We start from the raw sequence: 21,255 nt of genomic DNA, 5'->3' as shown, positions 1-21,255 counted from the left end.
GGGTGAATAATTTAATCTCTGGATTTGATGGTATTTATTGGTATCCAAATAGCTCGCTACTACGTATAGAAGAATGGGATGGAGAGTTTACCGTTTTCCAGCCAGAATCCGGTAAGACCCATTTCCTGAATGAGATGGGGTTGCGAATCCTCACGGTACTTGATCGATCTCCCGCTACGTTGGAAGCAATCTGTCAAGAATTATCAGCGTATTTTTCATTGCAGCTTGATGCGCAATTTCCCGGACAAATCATCAGGACCTTGCAGCGCTACGAAGCACTTGGTTTGATCACACGGGTAAAAGAAAACGAGTGAAGGTTGAGCAACTTTCGCTGGATATATTCCGCACATTGATTACCGGGTCGGGCCTGCGTGTAAAAGCGGGGCCATTCAATTTATCTATCCAGACCTGCTTATCCTCACTCATCGACCAGCTCTACTGGATGTATTCCCACTATTCACTGGTGGATGAAACAGAAATTGCTGAATTTCATGTTCGAATAATTCCTAAACATTCGATTAGACGCCCGCTTGCCCAGTTTATTCAGTTCCAAATCGATGGCCGATCTCCGTTTCCGCCTGTGCCGGCAGAGCAGGCGCTGGCAACACTGGAATGGGGCATCAATCTGGCAATTGCCATGCGTATCAATCATCTATTGCTGTTTCATTCTGCTGCAGTGGAACGTAATGGCCATGTGTTATTGCTGCCAGCCTGGCCTGGCAGTGGCAAGACAACCTTATGCACAGCATTGATGTATCGGGGTTACCGGCTGTTTTCCGATGAATTCGGGTTGATGGATCCACGATCTGGTGAATTTCTCCCGTTACCCCGATTGATGCCACTCAAAAATCAGTCGATCGAGGTGATTCGTGATTACCTGCCGGAAGCTGTGCTGGGTCCGGAAATTCATGGCACATTGAAAGGAACGGTTGCCCATGTGCGCCCACCGCAGGAAAGCATTGAACGGGCAGATGAAACTGCAAAACCGCGTTGGATCGTTTTTCCGAAATGGTTAGCGGATGCCGCTGTGCGACTGGAGCCCCTACCGCGTTCCGAGGCGTTTCTGTTACTCGCCAGTAATGCGTTTAATTACGAAGTGCTGGGAGAAACCGCATTTAATGCAGTGACTCGTCTGATTCAAAACTGTGAATGTCGTAAGTTGATTTACTCCGATTTCGACAGTGCACTGGCTGTACTGGATGAACTAACAACTGATGGCTGATATCAGAGCAGATCACCACCGGTTACTGCTGGAAGCGATCATTCAGCCCACTTCCCTGATCGGATACGATAATCGGCAATGGGAACTATTGTTGCGACTGGCGAGACGGGCACGGCTATCCGGCTATCTTGCAGCAAAGCTGGAAAACGACGGATTGCTGGATAATATTCCAGTGCGTGCTGCCAACTTGTTGCGTTCCAGTTTGATTCAGGTAAAAAAACAGCAGCAATCGGTAAGCTGGGAATTGAACCGGGTGATGTGGGTGCTGCGTGAACATGAAATACCCGTGATTGTTCTCAAGGGTATGGCGTACCTGTTGCAGGATTTGCCGAATGCTTCGGGACGCATGTTTGCTGACCTGGATTTGCTGGCGCCACAGGAAAATCTGGGTCAGATCGAATCTGGCTTGCTGAAGAAAGGCTGGCGGCATCATGCGCTGACCGACTACGATGAGCGTTACTACCGAGAGTGGAGTCATGAAATCCCCGCGCTGGTGCATCCTGAACGCAGCGTTGAAGTGGATGTTCACCATACGCTTTCTTCACCGCTGGGCAAGTTGAAGATCGATCCGCTGCCATTCAGGGAAGCAGCGGTCAAAGTGAAAGATGCAGGTGTTTATGTGTTGAGTCCGGAAGACATGGTACTGCATTGTGCAGTCAACCTGTTTCAGAACAACGAGCTGGCTGATGATCTGCGGCATTTGCTCGATTTTCATGAAATGCTGCTGTTTTTCAGCAGTCAGCAGCCGTTTTTTCAAAAGAAGCTGATCGAGCGCGCTAATCAGCTCGGATTAGGGAATCCGCTATTTTACAGTTTGTACTTCAGTCGCTTATTGCTGCAATCAATGATTCCGGAAGATCTGGAAAAACAGCTCGATCGGCAACCGGCCTGGTTTGCGCGGCGTATCATGCATCATTGTGTGCCGCTGGCATTACTGCCGCAGCATCCTGATCATCCTTCCAGAATAGCGGGATACGCACGGATGTGGCTTTACTGGCGTAGCCACTGGCTGCGCATGCCACTCTACCGTTTACTGCCACATCTGGTCTATAAGTTTTATTTGTCCGTGTTTCCGACCAGAGCTGGAACATCAAAGCAGAAATAACGTGGCCAGGCCCAGGAAAATAAAAAAACCACCACTATCGGTGACGGCTGTAATCAAGACACTGGAGCCGAGTGCAGGATCACGCCCGAACTTCTTGCGGATCAGCGGGATAAGTACACCGACAAAGGCAGCCAGCAGCAGATTCAGCAGCATGGCCAGTGCCATGACCAGGCCCAGTTGCATGTTGCGGTAGATGATATAGGTGAACAGTCCCACCACACTTCCCCACACGATGCCATTGACGATACCGACACCGATTTCCTTACTGATCAGCTTGAAAGTGCTGTCCTGATTCACTTTCCCCAGTGCAATGGCCCGGACAATCATAGTGATTGTCTGATTACCGGAATTGCCTCCTACCCCCGCCACGATGGGCATCAGTGCGGCAAGTGCAACTAGCTTCTCAATCGAGTTCTCGAACAATCCGATCACGCGAGAGGCAATGAATGCTGTGACCAGGTTGATGGCCAGCCAGGCCCAGCGGTTGCGCACACTTTTCCAGATAGGTGCAAACAGATCCTCTTCTTCACTCAGACCGGCCTGACTGCGTGCTTCGAGATCTGCCTTCTCGCGCATGAAGTCAATGACTGCATTGACCGTTACCCGGCCCAGCAATTTCCCTTCGGAGGAGATGACAGGGGCGGTTACCAGATCGTACCGTTCAAATGCATGAGTGGCTTGTTCAGCCTTATTGTCTGGAAGAAATTTGACCGTGTCGCGCGCCATGACCTCTATCACAGTGGCTTCCGGGTCACTTACCAGCAGCTGGTTCAACAGCAAGACTCCCTGCAGTTGTTCGGTGCGATCGACCACGAACAACTGGTCAGTATGATCCGGCAATTCGCCAAGCCGGCGTAAATAACGCAGCACGACTTCAATGCGTACATCCCCGCGTACGGTAATCACATCGAAATCCATCAGTGCACCCACCGCATCCTCAGAGTAGGACATGGCGGCACGCAGTTGCTCACGTTCTTCCATAGGCAATGCCTGGAAGACATCTTCCATGACATCGCTGGGTAAATCAGGCGCCAGATCGGCAATTTCATCCGCGTCGAGCTGTTCTGCCGCAGCAACTAGTTCTTCGCTGTCCATGTCTTCGATCAGCGTCTGGCGAACAGCATCGGAGACTTCGAGCAGTACTTCACCATCCTGCTCGGCTTTGACCAGTCCCCAGATGATCAGACGATCTTCAAGAGGTAAAGCTTCAAGGATATGAGCGATATCCGCCGGGTGAAGCTTGTCCAGCGCTCGCCGCAGATTGGAGAGATTCTGTTTTTGTATGATCGATTCGATCAATTCCGGCTCGGGTGTATCCTGCAGACGGACGAAACCTTCGACTAGTTTGTATTTTTGCAGCAGATAGATGACTTTCTGCAGTTTATCTTCTAAGTTTTCGTGATTTTCTTCGGTCATGACTGATCGGTAATCGAGGTTGTTGATCGAGGGTGGTTATATACAATCCAGCTGGTGAGATACACACCTGCTCCATGGTTATCTGATGTCAGAAATACCGTTTAGAAGATGGAAAGAAAAAGATGATTCCGTGAAATTTTCCGAATGACCGGAATACCGATCAGGGGTATAGCGCTTTTTCACGGATCCAACTATCGTTGCAGCAGTGCGAAATGTATCTACTGGCTGTAAACGGTATATGTAAGACGGGGAAATCCGGGTCAGTCGGAATCGGATCGGCACTTTAGCCTTTATTTCATTTTAGCATGGAATTTTTTACAGAAAAAAGACAGGTCGATGACATAGATGCTTGCGGAAGGATGGTATTTCCACCCTTGCCGGTGCGATAGTATGAGGCCGATCAACCGGTTACCACATCACGGTAAGGATATGTGCGATTTGCGTCACTGATCTCGATTCTGAAAATGATAGATCACGGTAATATTTCTGTAGCAGAGTGTTGTTAGGATCTCCAGCCTGAACAACAACACAAAGGATTTTCTGTATGGTTGCTTCGAATCCTTCTTCGATTTCTTCTGCTTCTCGCCCTGGCCTTGATCATCGGCCAAGTATCGTGACTATCGTTACTTTTTTTGGTTTGCTGGCGCTTGGTCTGACCTTTGGTGCGTATAGTCTGTACGCTGATGTTGCCGACAACGGTGATACACCGCAGACCTGGCTGCCTTTCCTATTGCTGGGTATAGCACTGCTGATCGCACTCAGTTTCGAATTTGTCAATGGTTTCCACGATACTGCAAATGCAGTCGCGACTGTGATTTATACCCATTCGCTGTCGCCCCATGTGGCGGTTATCTGGTCGGGGGTATTCAATTTCATGGGGGTGATGGTTTCCAGTGGTGCGGTTGCATTCGGTATTATTTCGCTGTTGCCGGTGGAATTGATTCTTCAGGTGGGTTCCAGTGCCGGTTTTGCAATGATATTTGCACTTCTCATTGCCGCCATTTTGTGGAATCTGGCTACCTGGTGGCTGGGGTTGCCGGCCTCTTCATCGCATACCTTGATTGGATCCATCATCGGTGTCGGTATCGCCAATGCGCTGATGCACGGTCGTGATGGTACCAGTGGTGTTGACTGGAGTCAGGCGGTCAAGGTCGGATATTCCCTGCTGTTTTCTCCCCTGATCGGGTTCCTCTGCGCGCTCCTTCTGCTTCTGGCGCTGCGTGCGCTGGTGAAGGATCAGGCGCTTTATCGTGAACCCAGAGGTAATAAGCCGCCTCCCTGGTGGATTCGCAGCCTGCTGATACTGACTTGTACGGGTGTGTCATTCGCGCATGGGTCCAATGATGGTCAGAAGGGGATGGGCCTGATCATGCTCATTCTGGTCGGTACCGTGCCGATCTCATATGCACTCAACCGCGCTATGCCGGTTAATCAGGTGACACAGTTTGCCGCCGTTGTGCAGGTGACCCGGGATTCGCTCGTGAATATCGCACCTGCGCCTGCACCGGCCGATTCACGTGCTGTACTGTCTGAATACGTGCGTGCCCGGGTCGTTACACCGGAATTGCTGCCTTCACTGGCTACTGTGGCCGGCAGCATCGGTCAGCAGGTAAAGGAACATGGTTCGTTCGCCCGCCTGCCGGCGACTGCAATGGCCAACGTGCGTAACGATATGTATCTTGCCTCGGAGGCGATCCGTCATATCGAGAAAGAACCTTCACTGCATTTCGATGCCGTTACCCGGGAAAATCTTAGTACTTTCAAGCGGGAAGTAGACAACGCGACCAAATTCATCCCATTGTGGGTAAAAGTGGTAGTCGCAGTGGCACTCGGCCTGGGTACGATGGTGGGCTGGAAGCGTATCGTCATCACCGTGGGTGAGAAGATCGGCAAATCGCATCTGACCTATGCCCAGGGTGCATCGGCAGAGCTGGTGGCGATGAGCACGATCGGCGCTGCTGATCTCTTCGGCCTGCCGGTTTCTACTACCCAGGTACTATCGTCAGGCGTAGCCGGTACGATGGTTGCCAATAAGTCCGGCCTGCAATGGAGTACCGTGCGTAATCTGGCTATGGCCTGGCTGTTGACGCTGCCCGCCGCAATGCTGCTTTCGGGTTCTCTGTACTGGTTGTTTACCGCGATATTTTAAAGAGTGATTTGATTAACATGCCACAACTGCCAATGGATGATATCGGTAAATTTCATGAAGATCCGGAGCTAGAGCATCGTCTTCGCAACGAGATGATGGATAGCCTCGATGAAGAACTGGAGATGGAGATTGATGACAGACGGATAGATGAGTGGGTTGACGATGCCGTAGCAGATGCTGCTACTGGAGATATAGGTCGGCAGCATTATTTCAGAGAGCTTTTTCGGCTCCAGGGTGAACTGGTCAGGTTACAGGACTGGGTGGTGCACAAACGGCTCAAGGTGGTCGTCCTGTTCGAAGGACGTGATGCTGCCGGTAAGGGGGGTGTCATCAAGCGCTTTACTCAGCGGCTCAATCCCCGTGTCTGTCGGGTCGTAGCACTGCCGGCACCGAGTGAACGTGAGCGCAGTCAGTGGTATTTCCAGCGTTATGTGCCGCATCTGCCTTCCGGTGGGGAAATCGTGCTGTTTGACCGCAGTTGGTACAACCGTGCCGGAGTCGAACGGGTGATGGGTTTTTGCAGCGAGGATGAAGTCGAGGAATTTTTCCGTTCAGTACCCGAGTTTGAACGCATGCTGGTGCGCTCGGGAATCATCCTGATCAAATACTGGTTTTCAATTACTGACGATGAACAGTATCTGCGTTTTCAGATGCGTATCCGTGATCCGCTGAAGCAGTGGAAATTGAGCCCGATGGATCTGGAATCCAGACGGCGCTGGGAAGATTACACCCGAGCCAAGGAGGCGATGCTGGAGCGTACTCATATTCCTGAAGCACCATGGTGGATCGTCGAGGCGGTTGATAAGAAAAGAGCCCGGCTCAACTGTATCCATCATTTCCTGGGTCGGATTCCCTATACCGAAGTAGAACACGAAACCATTATTTTACCGGATCGTATCCATCATCCGGATTACACGCGTCAACCGGTTTCTGAAGAAATGTTCGTTCCGGATATCTATTGATATTGGATTTCCTGACGCATCATTGCCAGCTGGTTGCCATACAGAATCACTCGTTATTTCTGCCACGACCGGCAGGTAAAGTATCAGTGGTGTCGTACGGGTCTACCGATCATTTGGCAATGGTGATACCGGGGATACTTGTGCGCGGCAAGTCGGTCACCGTCATCTGAAACAGCAGATACAGCATCTGGAACGCATCGCGATTCCAGCGGACGTCCTGCCCTCGGGTATTCACTGCGTAATGCTTGCCGTGTGAACGGATCGACAGGTCGGCATTCGACGGAGGAGTGTCCGTCACGAGAAGCGCCATTGTGGTCACAGGGTTTTCATCATGGGAAACAGGTGGCGTGCGTGGATCTTTTTCCACGTGGTATTCCGGTTCATCGCTCAGTGAACGGCCGAGAGAACTGATGATTGCATGAAAGCTTCTCAGCCGGAAAATACCCTTCATGGGCCATTCTCCACCCGTTCCATCGGGACGAATGTCGAATGCCACATCATTTGGCTCCCATCCCTCCGCCTCTTTGCTCAACTGCGCACGTTCCTTTTCGGACAGGATGCTAGGATCGTAGTTGGTGATGAGGATCGGCCCCTGCTTTTTCTGATGAAGGATGAACAGATCATTCTGCCGGTCGTGGTGGACGATGAACTCCTTCGCCAGTGTATGGAATCCTTCAGCGGATACTGCTGCCGCGGGCAGGGTCCAGTCATATTCCAGATTCAGCGGTTCGGCGTAGAGCTGATCCCGATCCTGTATTGCTGATAGGTGCAGTACCACTTTGCGAAATGTCTGGTAGCCTGTCGTATCAGACGGGGTATTACGATAAGTTGTTTGTGAGGTCGATTCCTGAATGCGTACTTCCTGTGCCATCAGTCTCAGCAGCAAATCGATGTCGAAACGCTGACGCAGTAACAGCATCAACTTGTTTTGTTGGAAAGGTGTCAGCAGCCGTCTGGTGAATTCTTCACCCTCGATCGGAACGATGCTGATTGTGGGATTTTCCGCCACACTGCCACCGAATAGCGGCATCAGTGTTGTTCCGGCCAGCCCACCCAGTGCGGGAGTGGCGCCTGCACTGAAACGAAAATCGAAGGTGGCTGCCACGTTTGAGACACCAGTGAAATGGATCGGCTGGTGATGGCGCGCACGAGCGATGTTCGTCAGCAGTTGTCTGGAAATCGTACTGGTGATGGCGTCATCGTAGGCACTTACCGCGTGATGCAATGTGATTGGTGACAGGCAGCCCGGAAGCGTGGTTAGCAGACAGGGAAGTAACCCCCATGAATATCGTTGTATGTTTTTCATTCTGATATTTTTGTTGTGTCCTTATGATTCCGACTGCTCGAATTTTCTCGCAGATCAGGTGACATTATTGTGAAACATATCGATCCGGACAAGCGAGGTGAGGGCGGGACAGGCATATGGATAAATTGAGGAGGCCAATTCGTATCCATTCTTTATCTTGTCATGGAATCTTTGCTGCAGGCAGACGGGACAGAATGATTCTGGATTTGTTGAGTAATTTGGGCAAATTGCGGCGGGTATCGTAAAGACGTGGATTCGGAATGATCGATGCCAGCCAGGCTGCCTGTGCGGGGGTGAGGGATGCAGCGGGTATATCGAAGTAATGACGGGCGGCTGCTTCGACTCCGAAGATGCCATTACCCCATTCAATGATATTCAAATAGATTTCCAGAATACGCCGCTTGGTCAGAAATTCCTCCAACATGAGCGTTATGAGGGTTTCCTGGGATTTGCGCCACACGGTTTTTTCAGTAGATAAAAACAGGTTTTTGGCGAGCTGCTGGCTGATGGTCGATCCACCGGCTGCCCATTTGCGTTGCTTCAGGTTCTTTTTCCAGGCAGTTTCGATCGCTTTGTAATCAAACCCCTGATGTTGCAGAAAGCGAGCATCCTCGGCGGCAATGACTGCTCGCTTGAGATGGCTGGAAATCTGTTCATAATCGACCCATTGGTGCTGTAAGCTTGCAGCAGGGTTTTGCTGGCGTATGATCTTCAGGCGATCCTGCATGAACGCGCTGGTGGTCGGGGAATATGAACGCCAGTAGACAATATGCAGCAGGAACCAGGACTGGTAGAGCAGACCGGCTGTCAGGAGCAGCAACAGTGGCCGTAACAGCCAGGTACTGATCAGCCTCGGTTTAGAGGTGGCAGGCCGGCGTGCTTGTATCAATTTCACGAGGTAGGGTGGCGCAGATTATCCTTGAGCTGTCTGATGACGGTCTGCGTTTCCGGGCGGATCCCGTGCCACAGCAGAAAGGATTCTGCCGCCTGTTCTACCAGCATGCCGGCACCATCTGCCAGATATCCAGCTCCCTGCATCTTGGCAAGCTCCAGAAACGGTGTCAGCCTGCTGCTGTATAGCATGTCGTAGGCAAGAGAAGTGCCGTGAAACAAATCCGCCGGTATGGGGGGGAGTTCGTTGTGCAGGCTGGCGGAGGTAGCGTTGATGATGAGATCGAAATTCTGCCCGGCAAAATCATGGTAATACCCGGATGTAATGTTACCGTGGCTGGCGAATTGGCGTTGTAATGATGCTGCTTTATCGGGCGTGCGATTGGCAATGGCCAGCAGGCCGGGCTGCTGCTGCAACAGTGGCAGAATGACGCCACTGGCGGCACCGCCTGCGCCCATCAGCAGGATATGCTTACCCGCCAGCGGGAAGTTCAGGTTGACCTCGATATCACGTACCAGTCCGACACCATCGGTGTTGTCACCGAGTATTTTTCCTTTTTCCTCGAACCAGAAAGTATTGACTGCGCGTGCGGCACTGGCACGATCGGTCAGCTGGTTGGCGAGTGCAAAGGCTTCGAACTTGAAGGGCACAGTGATATTCATACCTTTGCCGCCGGTTTTTCGGAAATCCAGAGCAGTTTGTTCAAACCTATCCAATGGTGCGAGCAGGGCGGTGTAATGCATGATCCGGCCGGTTTGCTGTGCAAACCGGGCATGAATGAATGGCGATTTACTGTGTGCAACCGGGTTGCCGACGACTGCGTAGGTATCCATTCTGATTTGTCTCAAGTATCTGGAGGAATTCGTTATTCACTCAGTAGCTTATCCGCACGGGAAAATACCCAGGTGCGAGTGATATGCAGAATGTCGGTATCGCGGCGGATATCAGGCGGAAAAGGTGCAAATCCGTTACGTGCGGCCAGTCGCACAATGTGGATGGCTGCATCATCCAGTACCTGTACTCCCGAGGAACGGTCGATTCCGATTGATTCCAGACTGCCATCGGAGCGAATGCCGACCGTCAGTTGCAGACTGCCGTACAGTTTCTGCTTTCTGGCGGTGTCCGGGTAATTCAGATTGCCGATACGTTCGACCTTAAGCCGCCAGTCTTCCAGATAGCGGGCAAAACGGTATTCACGGGTACGTGCGCCGATGAATTTCCGTTTTGGCCGTTTCTGGTAGGCTTCATGATCTTTTGCGATTTGTGCTTCCAGACGGGCGATTTCGAGGCTGCGTTGCAACAGATTATGGTGGCTGTCCGGATTGATGGTGGCAGGCTGATTCTGTACGGACTTATCCTGCCCAGACTTTGTTTGTGGCAGGGGTTGTATGACCTTGGTCTTACTTTCTGTCGCAGTCAGCAGTTTTTTGACTTCTTTTTCCAGTTGTCTGGTTTTCCGCGTGATCTCGGTCAGATTCGTTACCGGCTTCACACCCGGCAGAACCGGCAAGGGAGTTTTCGCTCGCCGATCTTCCGCTACATTTCCGCCGCCATCGAGATTGGCTTGCGCCAGCACTTTGGCATTCACGGGCTTAGTTTGGGATTTGCTGTTGACCAGAATGACATCCATGGACTTGGCGGCCTTGGTCGTTTTTTGTTCAGGCAGAATGAGTGATACGCCCGCAATGATAGCCGTGTGCAACAGCAGCGATATCAGCAGTGCCAAAAAAATCCTGTAGTTGGGCTGCATGGGGGAGTTGAAAACCGCGGTGATTTGCATTGATCATCAGCCTTCACTTTTGCCAAGAAAGCTGGCATTGAGTGATCGATCGATCAGGTCGATCTGTGAGATACCGATGGCTACTGATGTGCCGGGCGCCAGTTCGGGTAACGAGGGTATACGTACGACCAGCGGCAGGCGATCCAGTTTGACCATGTTTTCCTTGATGACGACGGCATCGGATGTGCTGACGTTTTCCTGCAGCAGCCAGCGCAGGCACCAGTAGCGCTCCATGCCGCGCTGGAATTCTGCATAGGTTGCATACGCTATTTCAAAATCGCGCATGGCGATCAGCAACGTATCATCCTCGCGAGTATAAGGAGGTGGATTGCCCGATACCAGCGCGATTAACTGGCGCTGATTGATGAGATCGACATACCGTCGCATGGGTGAACTGCTCCAGGCGTATTGGGATACGCCCAGCCCCTGATGCGGTGCGGGGGAAAGGCTCATTTTCACCTTACCGTTTCCCTGGCTGCGATAAATCCCCGCATAACCGGCATCTGCCAGTTGTTTGCCCCATTCGGCGTTAGCAAAAATCATCAGTTCCGATACGACTTTATCGATAGGTGCTCCCCGGCGACGTTCGTAAATCAAAACACGATCCTGATGATCGATGACGAAACTGTAGTCGATCTTTTCACTGTTGATGTCCTGATCCTTGCCGCGCAATTTTTCCATTTTGCAGGAGAAATTCCAGAGTAATCTCAGCTCATGGGCAAAGGGATAATCCGTCTGATTCTCACGCAGTGTGATTTCGTTGAACTGCTGTTCGAGCGAATCGAGGCGTAGATTGGTGGAAACCTCGATGGTTTCGAGCCGGCTGAATGTACGGGTGACGGTGAAATCATCTGCAACTTCCAGATAGAGCGAGAGTACCGGCCGGTGGTGTGCTTCTCCCAGTGTGAAGTGCTGGATTACGTTTTCCGGCAGCATGGTGATTTTACGGCCGGGCAGATAGACGGTGGACAGGCGTTTTGCTGCAAATTTATCGAGAAAGGAGTGCGGCGCCACTCCCAAAGCAGGGGTGGCAATGTGTATTCCGATCCGGAAACTGCCAAAGTTCAGAGGAGTGACTGAAAAGGCATCATCGATTTCAGTCGTGGTGGCATCGTCGATGCTGAATGCCTGGACGCCGGCTACTGGTAAATCTTCCGGGTCCATGAGGTGAAAGTCGGCAGGGTATGCGTCTGTGTCGATACCTTCCGGGAAGTGTTCGTACAAAAACTGGTTATAGTGGTAATCATGCGTTGAGGGAATGGCACCGCATCGTTCCAGCAGCTTGGGCATACTTAGCCGGGTAGCGTCGCACGCTGTTTCCAGTGCTTTCCATTCGATCGTGTTTTTGTCCGGCCGGTACAGCAAATCATCGAGCAGCGGCCGGAAGGTATCCGGCAGTTCGAATGCCATCAATTGTTGTACGTAACCAGCCTGCTTTTCTTCGGCCAGCCGTTTCTTTTCACGGCTGGCAAGCGCAGCTTGCAGAATTTCTGGCGGGGCTGCCTTGAAACGCCCCACTCCTCTCTTATGAAAATAAATCGGATTCTGGCTGAGCAGAATCATGATGGCGGCAGTTTCGAGAGGATCAGGCGTGTGGCCGAAATAATCGCCTGCCAGCTCCTGCCCGGCAAATTCCCGGTTTTCTTCGCAACATTCCCATAAAAAATCCACATCGATGTCAGCTGCTTTTTCCTGTGCCTGTTGCATGAATCCATGTATAGGCAGATTCTCGAAGCGTAGCAGAACCGATGCAGCTTTGATCTTGGAGCGCTTTCCATGTGCTGATTCGATTTGCAGAGAGGTGGTGTTGTCGGTCAGAACGCTGCCGACTTTGAGCGTACCTGCTTCCTCGTAAAAAACGTTTACCAAATCAACCCTCTGCGCAACCCGGAAAAGCGTATGAAAAACCGTTCTCTAGACCGTGCAGCACCACGGCGCGCCCTGTCGCATCATCTTCCAGTTTAATGTCAACCTTGATGGTGGGATTGCCGTGCGAGTCTAGGATTTCCCGCGTATGGAGGGTTTGAATACTAGACGTCGTCATTGGAGTCTCCGTCTTGGTTGGTGTCTATCTGCATCGGACATTATTGGGCATTCACACGAAAAACAATCGGGCTGACCAATGCTAAAGGATGTAAATACGAACGCCTACAGCCCCCCACGAAGGTCGGGTCCTGTAGGCGTCATCAGCAGCGTTACGGGCTGCGGTTTCTTCAAAAGGAGGAACACCATCTCCTTAAATTCACTATACACAAGTCCTAAATGGCGGTCGAGATTATTTCAATGTAAACCACCCAACAGGATAATAGTAAAACACAATGAATTATGTTACGGCAATTTTATTAAATTTGTTCGAATAAAAAAATTCAAAGCTAGCTGTTGCTCATGTATAAAGTGCCGACTGAGCTTGCCAGGGCTCTTGTGTAATATCTGTTCCCTAACTTCTCTTTGCGTTGGTAACGCACCAGGCAATATACCACCACAAAGTTGGGCTAAACATCGTATCCCCAAGGGCGACAGGAAAATATGCCGTTCATGGTAACATAATACATCGTCAGCAAAAACAAGGGTTGCAGGGATAGTGGTAGTACTGATGATCCGCTTCATACCGGCTCAGCCGGGGAGTTTTTTGTCTGCATGTGTCCCCGGGATTTCCGGAGACTACGACTTCGTATCACAACTTCCAACTTTAGTGTAATCAGATGGTAAAAACACGTTTTGCTCCCAGCCCTACCGGCTATCTTCATATCGGTGGTGCGCGTACCGCCCTTTTTTCCTGGGCATTTGCCCGGAAACAGGGAGGAAAGTTCGTTCTGAGAATCGAGGATACCGACCTTGAACGCTCGACACAGCAATCCGTACAGGCGATTCTCGATGGAATGGCCTGGCTGGGACTCGATTATGATGAAGGACCGTATTATCAGATGCAGCGGTTGGATCGCTATCAGGAAATTGCAGAGCAATTGCTTACCCAGGGCCTTGCTTATCAGTGCTATGCCAGCAAAGAAGAACTGGATACATTACGTGAGCAGCAGCGCCTGGCCGGATTGAAACCGCGTTATGACGGCCGCTGGCGCGACAGCAGGCAGACCCCTCCGGCTGGTGTCAAGCCGGTTGTTAGGTTGAAAACACCCCAGGAAGGGTATGTGGTGTTCGATGATCTGGTAAAAGGTAAAATCAGCGTCGCCAACCACGAGCTGGATGATCTGGTATTGCTGAGGAGTGATGGCACGCCCACCTATAATTTCGGTGTGGTGCTCGATGATCTCGACATGGGAATCACCCATGTCATCCGCGGTGATGACCATGTCAACAATACTCCCCGTCAGATCAACATTCTCAAGGCGCTGGGTGCATCCATCCCGCAGTATGCGCATGTGCCGATGATCCTGGGTGCGGATGGTGAACGGCTTTCCAAACGGCACGGTGCTGTATCGGTGATGCATTACCGCGATCAGGGTTATCTGCCGGAAGCATTGATCAATTATCTAGCCCGACTCGGGTGGTCGCACGGAGATGAGGAAATTTTCAGCCGGGAACAGTTGATCGAGTGGTTTGATCTGACTGCAATCAGTCGTTCACCGGCAAAGTTCAATCCCGAGAAACTGACCTGGCTGAATCAGCATTATCTGAAAACAGCTGATGATACGCGGCTGGTGGAGCTGGTCATGCCTTTTCTGCTGGAGAGAAGCTATCACCTGCCAGCGGCAGAGAACTTGCTCAAGATCGTCAATCTGCTGAAAGATCGTGTCGGCACCATTGAGGAACTGGCCGATGCATCAGCTTATTTTTTCCGGACGATCGAGCCTCCTGAAGCCCTCAGGACACAGTATTTCACTGCTGAGATACGTCCGGTGCTGGAATACCTGGTCGATCGCCTGGCGCAGATCGAATGGCAACGGGAGACTATTCATCGCGAAATCAAACAGACGGTTTCCTCACACAATCTGAAATTTCCCAGCCTGGCGATGCCGTTACGTGTCATGGTCACGGGGGAGACACAAACCCCGGCAATTGATGCAGTGCTGGAGCTGCTCGGCAAAGAGGAGACATTGCATCGTTTGCGCGGCCGGATGGAAATTTTTCCCGGATGAGATTCCTGATTTCTGGTTGCCAGGTTGAGTGCACAATGGAGTGCGCATGGTACCGAATAACCATTGTTTGCAAGATTGTTTTTACTGATTGAACAATTTCAATTGCCGAATCTGTTATGACAATGCATGAACGTGCTGATTTGCTGAAACAGTTGCTTGCCGAACGTATCCTGATGCTTGACGGTGCCATGGGTACGATGATCCAGAGCTACAAGCTGACCGAATCGGATTATCGGGGGGAACGTTTTGCCCATTTCCCGCATGATCTCAAAGGCAACAATGATTTGCTCTGCCTGACCAGACCGGAAGTCATCCGTTTCATTCATCGCGCTTATCTCGAAGCCGGGTCGGATATCATCGAGACCAACACGTTCAACTCGAATGCGCCGTCGATGGCGGATTACCACATGCAGGATCTGGTGTATGAACTGAATGTGGCGGGTGCCCGTCTGGCGTGTGAGGAAGCGCGGGCAATGGAAGCGCAGCAACCCGACCGGCCCCGTTTCGTTGCCGGTGTGATCGGGCCCACCACCAAAACGGCTTCAATCTCACCGGATGTCAATGATCCCGGATTTCGCGCCATCACCTTCGATGATCTGGTGGAAAGCTATACCGAGTCGGTGCGCGGGCTGATCGACGGGGGCGCGGATATTCTGCTGGTCGAAACCATTTTTGACACCTTGAATGCCAAAGCTGCATTGTTTGCTATCGATCAGTATTTCGAAACACATGGATTACGTCTGCCGGTGATGATATCGGTCACGATTACCGATGCTTCGGGACGTAATCTTTCCGGGCAGACGCCGGAAGCTTTCTGGAATTCGGTACGGCATGCGCGTCCGCTTTCGGTGGGGATCAACTGTGCGTTGGGTGCGGAGTTGATGCGCCCCTACGTGGAAGAATTATCCAATGTGGCTGAGGTTTTCACCAGCGCCCATCCCAATGCCGGCTTGCCTAATCCCCTGGCGGAAACCGGCTATGACGAAACGCCGGAATATACTGCCCGTCTGATCAAGGATTTTGCGCAATCAGGGTTCGTCAACATCGTCGGGGGGTGTTGCGGCACTACGCCGAAACACATCGCGGCCATTGCGGAAGCGGTACGGAACATCCCTCCGCGCCCACTGCCCGATATCCCTGAAAAACTGAGGCTTTCCGGCCTCGAGCCGCTCAATATCGATGAGCATTCCCTGTTTGTAAACGTGGGGGAGCGTACCAATGTCACCGGCTCCAAGGCATTTGCCCGACTGATTCTCAATGGCGGTTATGCCGAAGGGTTGGTGATCGCGCGCAGCCAGGTGGAAAACGGTGCACAAATCATCGATATCAACATGGATGAAGCGATGCTGGATTCACAGAAGGCGATGGTAACCTTTCTGAATCTGCTCGCTGCCGAACCGGATATCAGCCGGTTGCCGATCATGCTCGATTCCAGCAAATGGTCGGTGATCGAAGCCGGACTGAAATGTGTCCAGGGTAAGGCGATCATTAATTCCATCAGCCTCAAGGAAGGTGAAGCGGAGTTTTTACATCACGCCAGGCTGGCGCGTCGTTACGGGGCAGCGGTGATTGTCATGGCTTTCGACGAAACCGGGCAGGCCGATACCTTGCAGCGCAAGGTGGAAATCTGCACGCGTTGTTACCATACATTGATTGAACAGGCTGATTTCCCGCCCGAAGACATTATTTTCGATCCCAATATTTTTGCCATTGCTACGGGTATCGAAGAGCATAGTAACTATGCGGTGGATTTTATCGAGGCGACAGGCGTTATCCGGCAAACGCTGCCTTATGCCAAAGTCAGCGGGGGCGTTTCCAATGTTTCATTCTCATTCCGGGGTAACGACCCAATCCGCGAAGCCATTCATACCGCATTCCTGTATCACGCGGTCAAGGCAGGCATGACCATGGGTATCGTCAACGCAGGTCAGCTTGGGGTTTATTCCGACATTCCGCCTGATCTGCTGGAACATGTCGAGGATGTACTGCTGAATCGGCGACCCGATGCGACCGAACGTCTGGTGGAGTTTGCGGAACATTTCAAAGGACAGAAAAAGGAGCAGGTCGAAGATCTTGCCTGGCGTGACGAACCGGTGCGGCAGCGTCTGATTCATGCACTGGTCAGGGGTATCAGTACCTATATCGTCGAGGATACCGAGTTCGTCCGGCAGGAGATCGACAGCCAGGGAGGCAAGCCGATCGAGGTGATCGAAGGCCCGCTCATGGATGGAATGAATGTGGTGGGTGATCTGTTTGGCGCAGGCAAGATGTTTCTGCCACAGGTGGTCAAGTCGGCACGGGTAATGAAGCAGGCAGTTGCCTATCTGTTGCCGTACATCGAGGCGGAGAAAAAAATTTCCGGCGACAGCAAGCCCAAGGGCAAGGTGGTGATCGCCACCGTCAAGGGGGATGTGCACGACATTGGCAAGAATATCGTTTCCGTCGTGTTGCAGTGCAATAACTTTGAAGTTATCAACATGGGGGTGATGGTTCCCAGTGCACAGATTCTGGAAACAGCTCGTCGTGAACAGGTCGATATGATCGGTCTGTCCGGCCTGATTACCCCTTCACTGGAAGAGATGGCGCATGTTGCCCGGGAAATGGAGCGTGAACAATTCACCGTTCCGCTGCTGATCGGCGGCGCCACCACTTCGCGTATGCATACGGCAGTCAAAATCGCGCCCCATTACGGTGGAGTGACTGTATGGGTGCCGGATGCCAGCCGGGCAGTCGGGGTGTGCAGCAATCTGATGTCGCAGGATCTGCGTGACGACTATGTCCTGCAGGTCAAGGCGGAGCAGGAGAAGAGCCGGGTGCAGCACCGCAACAAGAAAGGGCCGTCCAAGCTGCTCACTTTCGAGGAAGCCCGGGCCAACGCACTCAAAACCGACTGGGCCCGTTATACTCCGCCAGCGCCGGATTTCCTGGGGTTGCGTACCCTCAACAACTATCCGCTGGAAACACTGGTGCCGCATATCGACTGGACACCTTTCTTCCAAGCATGGGAATTGCACGGGCGCTATCCTGCCATCCTGCAGGATGAACTCGTCGGGGAAGCAGCCAGCAATCTGTTTCGCGATGCCCAGAATATGCTCAGAAAAATCGTCGAGCAAAAATGGCTCACCGCCAACGCCGTTATCGGCCTGTTCCCGGCCAATACCGTCAATGGAGATGATATCGAGATTTATGCTGACCGCAGTCGCAGTCAGGTGATCATGACCTGGCACACCTTGCGGCAGCAGACGGCCAAACCGGCAGGGCGTCCCAATCTGGCACTGGCCGATTTCATTGCGCCGCGTGAAACCGGACTAGACGATACCATCGGGTTGTTTGCCGTCAGCGCCGGTTTCGGTATCGATGAACGTATACGTACTTTTGAGGCCGCAAACGATGATTACAGCGCCATCATTCTGAAAGCACTGGCTGATCGTCTGGCTGAAGCGTTTGCAGAACACATGCATGCACGGGTGCGGCGAGAATTCTGGGGTTATGTGAAAGACGAGAGCCTCGACAATGAGCAGTTGATCGATGAACAATACTTGGGAATCCGTCCGGCACCGGGCTATCCTGCCTGCCCTGACCATACCGAAAAGGGGCCGCTGTTCGCTCTGCTGGAAGCGGAGAAACGGAGCGGAATCGTCATAACGGAATCATTTGCCATGGTGCCGACTGCAGCAGTATCCGGTTTTTACCTCTCGTATCCCGAATCCAGTTATTTTGCCGTTGGAAAAATCGGAAAGGACCAAGTAGAGGATTATGCAAGACGCAAAGGGTGGACGCTGGAAGAAGCAGAAAGGTGGCTTGCACCTGTCCTGGCGTATGAGCGTTAACTCTTCAGGATCGGGCCAGAGAGGGCGTGTAGCTAGTATCCATACATACCTGCCGGGGCCCTGATAGTTTATGCTGTTTTACAAATCGGCGTATTGGCAGATTTCCTGTGTGAATCGACGGAAATCTGCCGGAGATCGTTCACAGATTGTATAAACGATTTCCCAGTTGATGGCCTCATAGTTATGAACAGCAATATTTCTGAAACCAACAGCCTTTTTCAACTGTTCGCAGGTTTCCTCTGAGACAGCACCTATCTCATTGAGTGTCGTAAATACCTCTCCCATCGTCTGCGGTGTAGCCTGGTCTGTATTGCTGATGAGATGGCTGCCGATATCAACGCTAAGTTGCACTGCACGGGTCAGGTTGAGCACCAGAATATCCTGCCGGTCTGCGTCTTGTATTAAATAATCTACGTTGGCAGGTTTCCTGTCTTCAATACGCTTGATACAGCGTCGGAGAGATTCCAGTTTTCCTGCAAGAATCAGCCGATCCATTGCTTGCGCCTTTCAGCCAGGATTCTTTGCTGCAGTGGCAGGAAGTCGGCGGTATTCAGCAGATGACGGGTCAGAAGCTGTGCATAAGTCGTATGATCACCCAGTAATTTCCTGCCTTTGAACACCTGCCCGAGAATGGGTTCGGGCGCATGGTATAAATCCACGATATCGACCGGACGGCTGAACTTGGCGCCGATGGCTTCGATCAACTTCAACTTGAGATTACTGGCCAGAGGCACATCAGCGAGCAAAGCCAGATCGATATCACTATCCGGACGTGTACGGCCGGTAACTTGTGAGCCAAACAGTATGGCCATTCTGATTTCCGGATATCCTGCTAACAATGCAGCCAGTTGCTTATCGAACGTTGTCATGGAAGTGCTCAGAGAATGGTCTCGGAGTTTTCTATGATAACACTGATGATTCGATCAGGAGCATCACTCCAGACAGGCAATGAATGGTGATGTTTGCACTGGCTGCCGGCAAATTATCATTCTCCGTGACGCGACCAGAACTCGGCAGGCGTGACGATGGGGTAGTCGCGCGCCAGTACCAGCAAATCCTTGTCGCCAGTTACCAGATAGTCGGTTTGAGCGGTTATCAATGTCAGTAACACAGGCTGATTACCAGGATCGCGTAGGTTCGAGTCCTGTGACCCTTGCGGTTCGACGACATCGGCCAGAAACATGAAACTGTCTGCCAGGTCGCGGATTTCTGCCTGAGTCATCTGAATCCTGCTCAAGCGCGGCAATATTCTGACCATTTCATCCAGAATATAGTGCGACAGTATTACATCCAATGCACCTTGCCGCCAAGCATTGATGATGCGTCCCGGTATACTGGCCGGATATGCCAGCCCCGACACCAGTACATTGGTGTCGAGCACGACGCGCAGACCCGGCATCAGCGGCGCTGCTTGCGCTCAGCAGCCACGGCGGCATCGATCTCGGCCAGACCTTCTTCAACCGGTATATCGGCATAACTTTCGGCAATGCGCTGACTCAGCGCGTCGAAGCGCTCACGCATGCGTCGGATGCGGGCAAACATTTCAGCATCGACGAGGGCCGCGACTGGCCTGCCATCCTTGCTGATGACGATGCTGTCATTGCGGTACTGTACTTGGTTGAGCATTTCGCCCAGGTTCTGCCGAAAATTCACAGCACTGACTTCTTTGATCATGGTTACCTCCTATCATAATGGTCAACATGACCATTATGATAGGAGTTTGCCTGCTTGTCCACTCCCGGCGTCTTCAGCTCGAACTCCAGCAGCTATGCCCCGCTGGAGCGAGGTGGGTTGCATTCCCGTCCAGTGAGCTACACTTATGAATTGAATTTGCGAAATGTTAGAAACTCATACTAGCAGAAAATGCAACAGTTCTTGGGGCACCCAAAGTATATTCGTTTTGCCAATAATTTTTACCGGTCAGATTGATGACATTTAGACGTACCGTCAGCGCTTTGTCGAGTAAACGGGTGGTGTACCGTGCACCGATATCGTACAGGGTATAGCTGGGAATCTTATCGGTATTGGCGTTATCGCCATATTTTTCACCGGTATAGTAAATACCGCCAGTTAGGCTCAGTCCAGTAATCCATGGAAGAGCATACTCCGCATAAATTTTTCCCATCCGGGAAGCAGCATTAGTCGGCTTCTTTCCTTCCAGAGCAGGATCGTTGGATTTTTCTACACTGATGTCCATCAGGGTGCCGCCCCCCATGATGGTCAGATTGTCGGTTACTTTCCCGGTCAAGACCAATTCCACCCCGTTATGTACTTGCAGACCGTCTTGCACATAACTCGGAATTGGCGTTGCACGATCCGAGTACTTGTTGGCTTTTTCGATTCTGAATAGTGTAGTACTCAATAACAGGTTGGGGTTGATATCGTATTTCGCACCCACTTCATATTGCTTGCTAACCAGTGGCGGGAATATCTTTCCATAATTGGTCCGCTCTGAATAATTCTGTTTTCAGTCGCGAGCGGGTTGGAGATTGACCGTAG

General features: G+C 51.8%; 19 protein-coding genes and 1 riboswitch. Of the genes, 7 read left to right on the top strand and 12 right to left on the bottom strand.

Annotated elements, in window-relative coordinates; genetic code table 11:
* The first annotated feature begins 2 nt into the window (after positions 1–2).
* The 3 genes from ABUL11_RS01455 to ABUL11_RS01445 are packed head-to-tail and all read left to right on the top strand — an operon-like array spanning position 3 to position 2,327.
* Positions 3–314 (top strand): HPr-rel-A system PqqD family peptide chaperone, encoded by a 312-nt coding sequence (locus tag ABUL11_RS01455; RefSeq protein ID WP_234989030.1) that lies wholly within the window; start codon positions 3–5, stop codon positions 312–314.
* A complete protein-coding gene (locus ABUL11_RS01450; RefSeq protein WP_350282088.1) occupies positions 311–1,222 on the top strand; it encodes an HprK-related kinase A in 912 nt (303 codons plus the stop codon). Before ABUL11_RS01455 ends, ABUL11_RS01450 begins: the two co-directional genes overlap by 4 nt.
* Entirely contained in the window at positions 1,215–2,327 is a 1,113-nt protein-coding gene (locus tag ABUL11_RS01445) for a nucleotidyltransferase domain-containing protein (protein WP_350282087.1), read from the top strand. Before ABUL11_RS01450 ends, ABUL11_RS01445 begins: the two co-directional genes overlap by 8 nt.
* Here the strand turns inward: ABUL11_RS01445 and mgtE are convergent.
* Positions 2,313–3,743: a magnesium transporter gene (gene mgtE / locus ABUL11_RS01440; RefSeq protein ID WP_350282086.1), complete on the bottom strand. Its 1,431-nt coding sequence runs from the start codon at positions 3,741–3,743 to the stop codon at positions 2,313–2,315. The genes ABUL11_RS01445 and mgtE overlap by 15 nt on opposite strands.
* 544 nt (positions 3,744–4,287) lie before the next feature.
* Here mgtE and ABUL11_RS01435 point away from each other — a divergent pair.
* Positions 4,288–5,892: an inorganic phosphate transporter gene (locus ABUL11_RS01435; protein ID WP_350282085.1), complete on the top strand. Its 1,605-nt coding sequence runs from the start codon at positions 4,288–4,290 to the stop codon at positions 5,890–5,892.
* Positions 5,893–5,909: 17 nt separating this feature from the next.
* Positions 5,910–6,854, top strand: coding sequence for a polyphosphate kinase 2 (gene ppk2 / locus ABUL11_RS01430; RefSeq protein WP_350282084.1), 945 nt, complete (start codon positions 5,910–5,912; stop codon positions 6,852–6,854).
* Between the two features lie 109 nt (positions 6,855–6,963).
* Here the strand turns inward: ppk2 and ABUL11_RS01425 are convergent, their stop codons facing one another.
* The 6 genes from ABUL11_RS01425 to ABUL11_RS01400 form a co-directional block, all read right to left on the bottom strand.
* Entirely contained in the window at positions 6,964–8,160 is a 1,197-nt protein-coding gene (locus tag ABUL11_RS01425; protein WP_350282083.1) for a hypothetical protein, read from the bottom strand.
* 160 nt (positions 8,161–8,320) lie between these two features.
* Positions 8,321–9,055: a monofunctional biosynthetic peptidoglycan transglycosylase gene (mtgA, locus tag ABUL11_RS01420; RefSeq protein ID WP_350282082.1), complete on the bottom strand. Its 735-nt coding sequence runs from the start codon at positions 9,053–9,055 to the stop codon at positions 8,321–8,323.
* A complete protein-coding gene (aroE, locus tag ABUL11_RS01415) occupies positions 9,052–9,885 on the bottom strand; it encodes a shikimate dehydrogenase (protein WP_350282081.1) in 834 nt (277 codons plus the stop codon). The genes mtgA and aroE overlap by 4 nt, the downstream gene beginning before the upstream one ends.
* 32 nt (positions 9,886–9,917) lie before the next feature.
* Positions 9,918–10,832, bottom strand: a complete 915-nt coding sequence (locus ABUL11_RS01410; protein WP_350282080.1) for an energy transducer TonB — start codon at positions 10,830–10,832, stop codon at positions 9,918–9,920.
* A 6-nt stretch (positions 10,833–10,838) separates the two neighbouring features.
* The gene (locus tag ABUL11_RS01405; protein WP_350282079.1) at positions 10,839–12,701 is read right to left on the bottom strand and encodes a ribonuclease catalytic domain-containing protein; all 1,863 of its coding nucleotides are present in this window, start codon (positions 12,699–12,701) and stop codon (positions 10,839–10,841) included.
* A 1-nt stretch (position 12,702) separates the two neighbouring features.
* Positions 12,703–12,876 carry a hypothetical protein gene (locus ABUL11_RS01400; protein ID WP_350282078.1) on the bottom strand — a complete coding sequence of 58 codons (174 nt, stop codon included), beginning with the start codon at positions 12,874–12,876 and terminating at the stop codon, positions 12,703–12,705.
* A 126-nt stretch (positions 12,877–13,002) separates the two neighbouring features.
* Positions 13,003–13,077: riboswitch (Fluoride riboswitch) on the bottom strand.
* A gap of 457 nt (positions 13,078–13,534) precedes the next feature.
* Here ABUL11_RS01400 and gltX point away from each other — a divergent pair.
* On the top strand, positions 13,535–14,926 hold the full coding sequence (gltX, locus tag ABUL11_RS01395; protein ID WP_350282077.1) for a glutamate--tRNA ligase: 1,392 nt from the start codon (positions 13,535–13,537) through the stop codon (positions 14,924–14,926).
* 116 nt (positions 14,927–15,042) lie between these two features.
* Complete coding sequence (gene metH / locus ABUL11_RS01390) at positions 15,043–18,756, top strand: methionine synthase (protein ID WP_350282076.1); 3,714 nt, start codon at positions 15,043–15,045, stop codon at positions 18,754–18,756.
* Positions 18,757–18,834: 78 nt separating this feature from the next.
* Here metH and hepT read toward each other — a convergent pair whose 3' ends face one another.
* From hepT to ABUL11_RS01365, 5 genes are all read right to left on the bottom strand, one after another.
* Complete coding sequence (gene hepT, locus ABUL11_RS01385; RefSeq protein WP_350282075.1) at positions 18,835–19,251, bottom strand: type VII toxin-antitoxin system HepT family RNase toxin; 417 nt, start codon at positions 19,249–19,251, stop codon at positions 18,835–18,837.
* Complete coding sequence (gene mntA / locus ABUL11_RS01380; protein WP_276677396.1) at positions 19,239–19,625, bottom strand: type VII toxin-antitoxin system MntA family adenylyltransferase antitoxin; 387 nt, start codon at positions 19,623–19,625, stop codon at positions 19,239–19,241. The genes hepT and mntA overlap by 13 nt, the downstream gene beginning before the upstream one ends.
* 116 nt (positions 19,626–19,741) lie before the next feature.
* Positions 19,742–20,155, bottom strand: coding sequence for a putative toxin-antitoxin system toxin component, PIN family (locus tag ABUL11_RS01375; RefSeq protein WP_350282074.1), 414 nt, complete (start codon positions 20,153–20,155; stop codon positions 19,742–19,744).
* Positions 20,155–20,430 carry a type II toxin-antitoxin system prevent-host-death family antitoxin gene (locus ABUL11_RS01370; RefSeq protein ID WP_281870899.1) on the bottom strand — a complete coding sequence of 92 codons (276 nt, stop codon included), beginning with the start codon at positions 20,428–20,430 and terminating at the stop codon, positions 20,155–20,157. The genes ABUL11_RS01375 and ABUL11_RS01370 overlap by 1 nt, the downstream gene beginning before the upstream one ends.
* Positions 20,431–20,596: 166 nt before the next feature.
* Positions 20,597–21,187: a TonB-dependent receptor domain-containing protein gene (locus ABUL11_RS01365; protein WP_350282154.1), complete on the bottom strand. Its 591-nt coding sequence runs from the start codon at positions 21,185–21,187 to the stop codon at positions 20,597–20,599.
* Between the last annotated feature and the right edge of the window lie 68 nt (positions 21,188–21,255).

It is taken from the genome of Nitrosomonas sp., from assembly GCF_040256045.1.
Classification (GTDB): domain Bacteria; phylum Pseudomonadota; class Gammaproteobacteria; order Burkholderiales; family Nitrosomonadaceae; genus Nitrosomonas.
The sequence above is the reverse complement of the archived record's forward strand: the minus strand, read 5'-3'. Positions and strand labels throughout refer to the sequence as shown.

What these genes read in the sequence shown, in the direction of transcription:
- ppk2 (WP_350282084.1), top strand. Translation starts at nt 5,910, where the DNA reads ATGCCACAACTGCCAATGGATGATATCGGTAAATTTCATGAAGATCCG.
- mntA (WP_276677396.1), bottom strand. Translation starts at nt 19,625, where the DNA reads ATGACAACGTTCGATAAGCAACTGGCTGCATTGTTAGCAGGATATCCG.
- ABUL11_RS01435 (WP_350282085.1), top strand. Translation starts at nt 4,288, where the DNA reads ATGGTTGCTTCGAATCCTTCTTCGATTTCTTCTGCTTCTCGCCCTGGC.
- gltX (WP_350282077.1), top strand. Translation starts at nt 13,535, where the DNA reads ATGGTAAAAACACGTTTTGCTCCCAGCCCTACCGGCTATCTTCATATC.
- ABUL11_RS01375 (WP_350282074.1), bottom strand. Translation starts at nt 20,155, where the DNA reads ATGCCGGGTCTGCGCGTCGTGCTCGACACCAATGTACTGGTGTCGGGG.
- ABUL11_RS01425 (WP_350282083.1), bottom strand. Translation starts at nt 8,160, where the DNA reads ATGAAAAACATACAACGATATTCATGGGGGTTACTTCCCTGTCTGCTA.
- ABUL11_RS01370 (WP_281870899.1), bottom strand. Translation starts at nt 20,430, where the DNA reads ATGATCAAAGAAGTCAGTGCTGTGAATTTTCGGCAGAACCTGGGCGAA.
- hepT (WP_350282075.1), bottom strand. Translation starts at nt 19,251, where the DNA reads ATGGATCGGCTGATTCTTGCAGGAAAACTGGAATCTCTCCGACGCTGT.
- aroE (WP_350282081.1), bottom strand. Translation starts at nt 9,885, where the DNA reads ATGGATACCTACGCAGTCGTCGGCAACCCGGTTGCACACAGTAAATCG.
- mgtE (WP_350282086.1), bottom strand. Translation starts at nt 3,743, where the DNA reads ATGACCGAAGAAAATCACGAAAACTTAGAAGATAAACTGCAGAAAGTC.
- ABUL11_RS01445 (WP_350282087.1), top strand. Translation starts at nt 1,215, where the DNA reads ATGGCTGATATCAGAGCAGATCACCACCGGTTACTGCTGGAAGCGATC.
- ABUL11_RS01410 (WP_350282080.1), bottom strand. Translation starts at nt 10,832, where the DNA reads ATGCAAATCACCGCGGTTTTCAACTCCCCCATGCAGCCCAACTACAGG.
- metH (WP_350282076.1), top strand. Translation starts at nt 15,043, where the DNA reads ATGACAATGCATGAACGTGCTGATTTGCTGAAACAGTTGCTTGCCGAA.
- ABUL11_RS01400 (WP_350282078.1), bottom strand. Translation starts at nt 12,876, where the DNA reads ATGACGACGTCTAGTATTCAAACCCTCCATACGCGGGAAATCCTAGAC.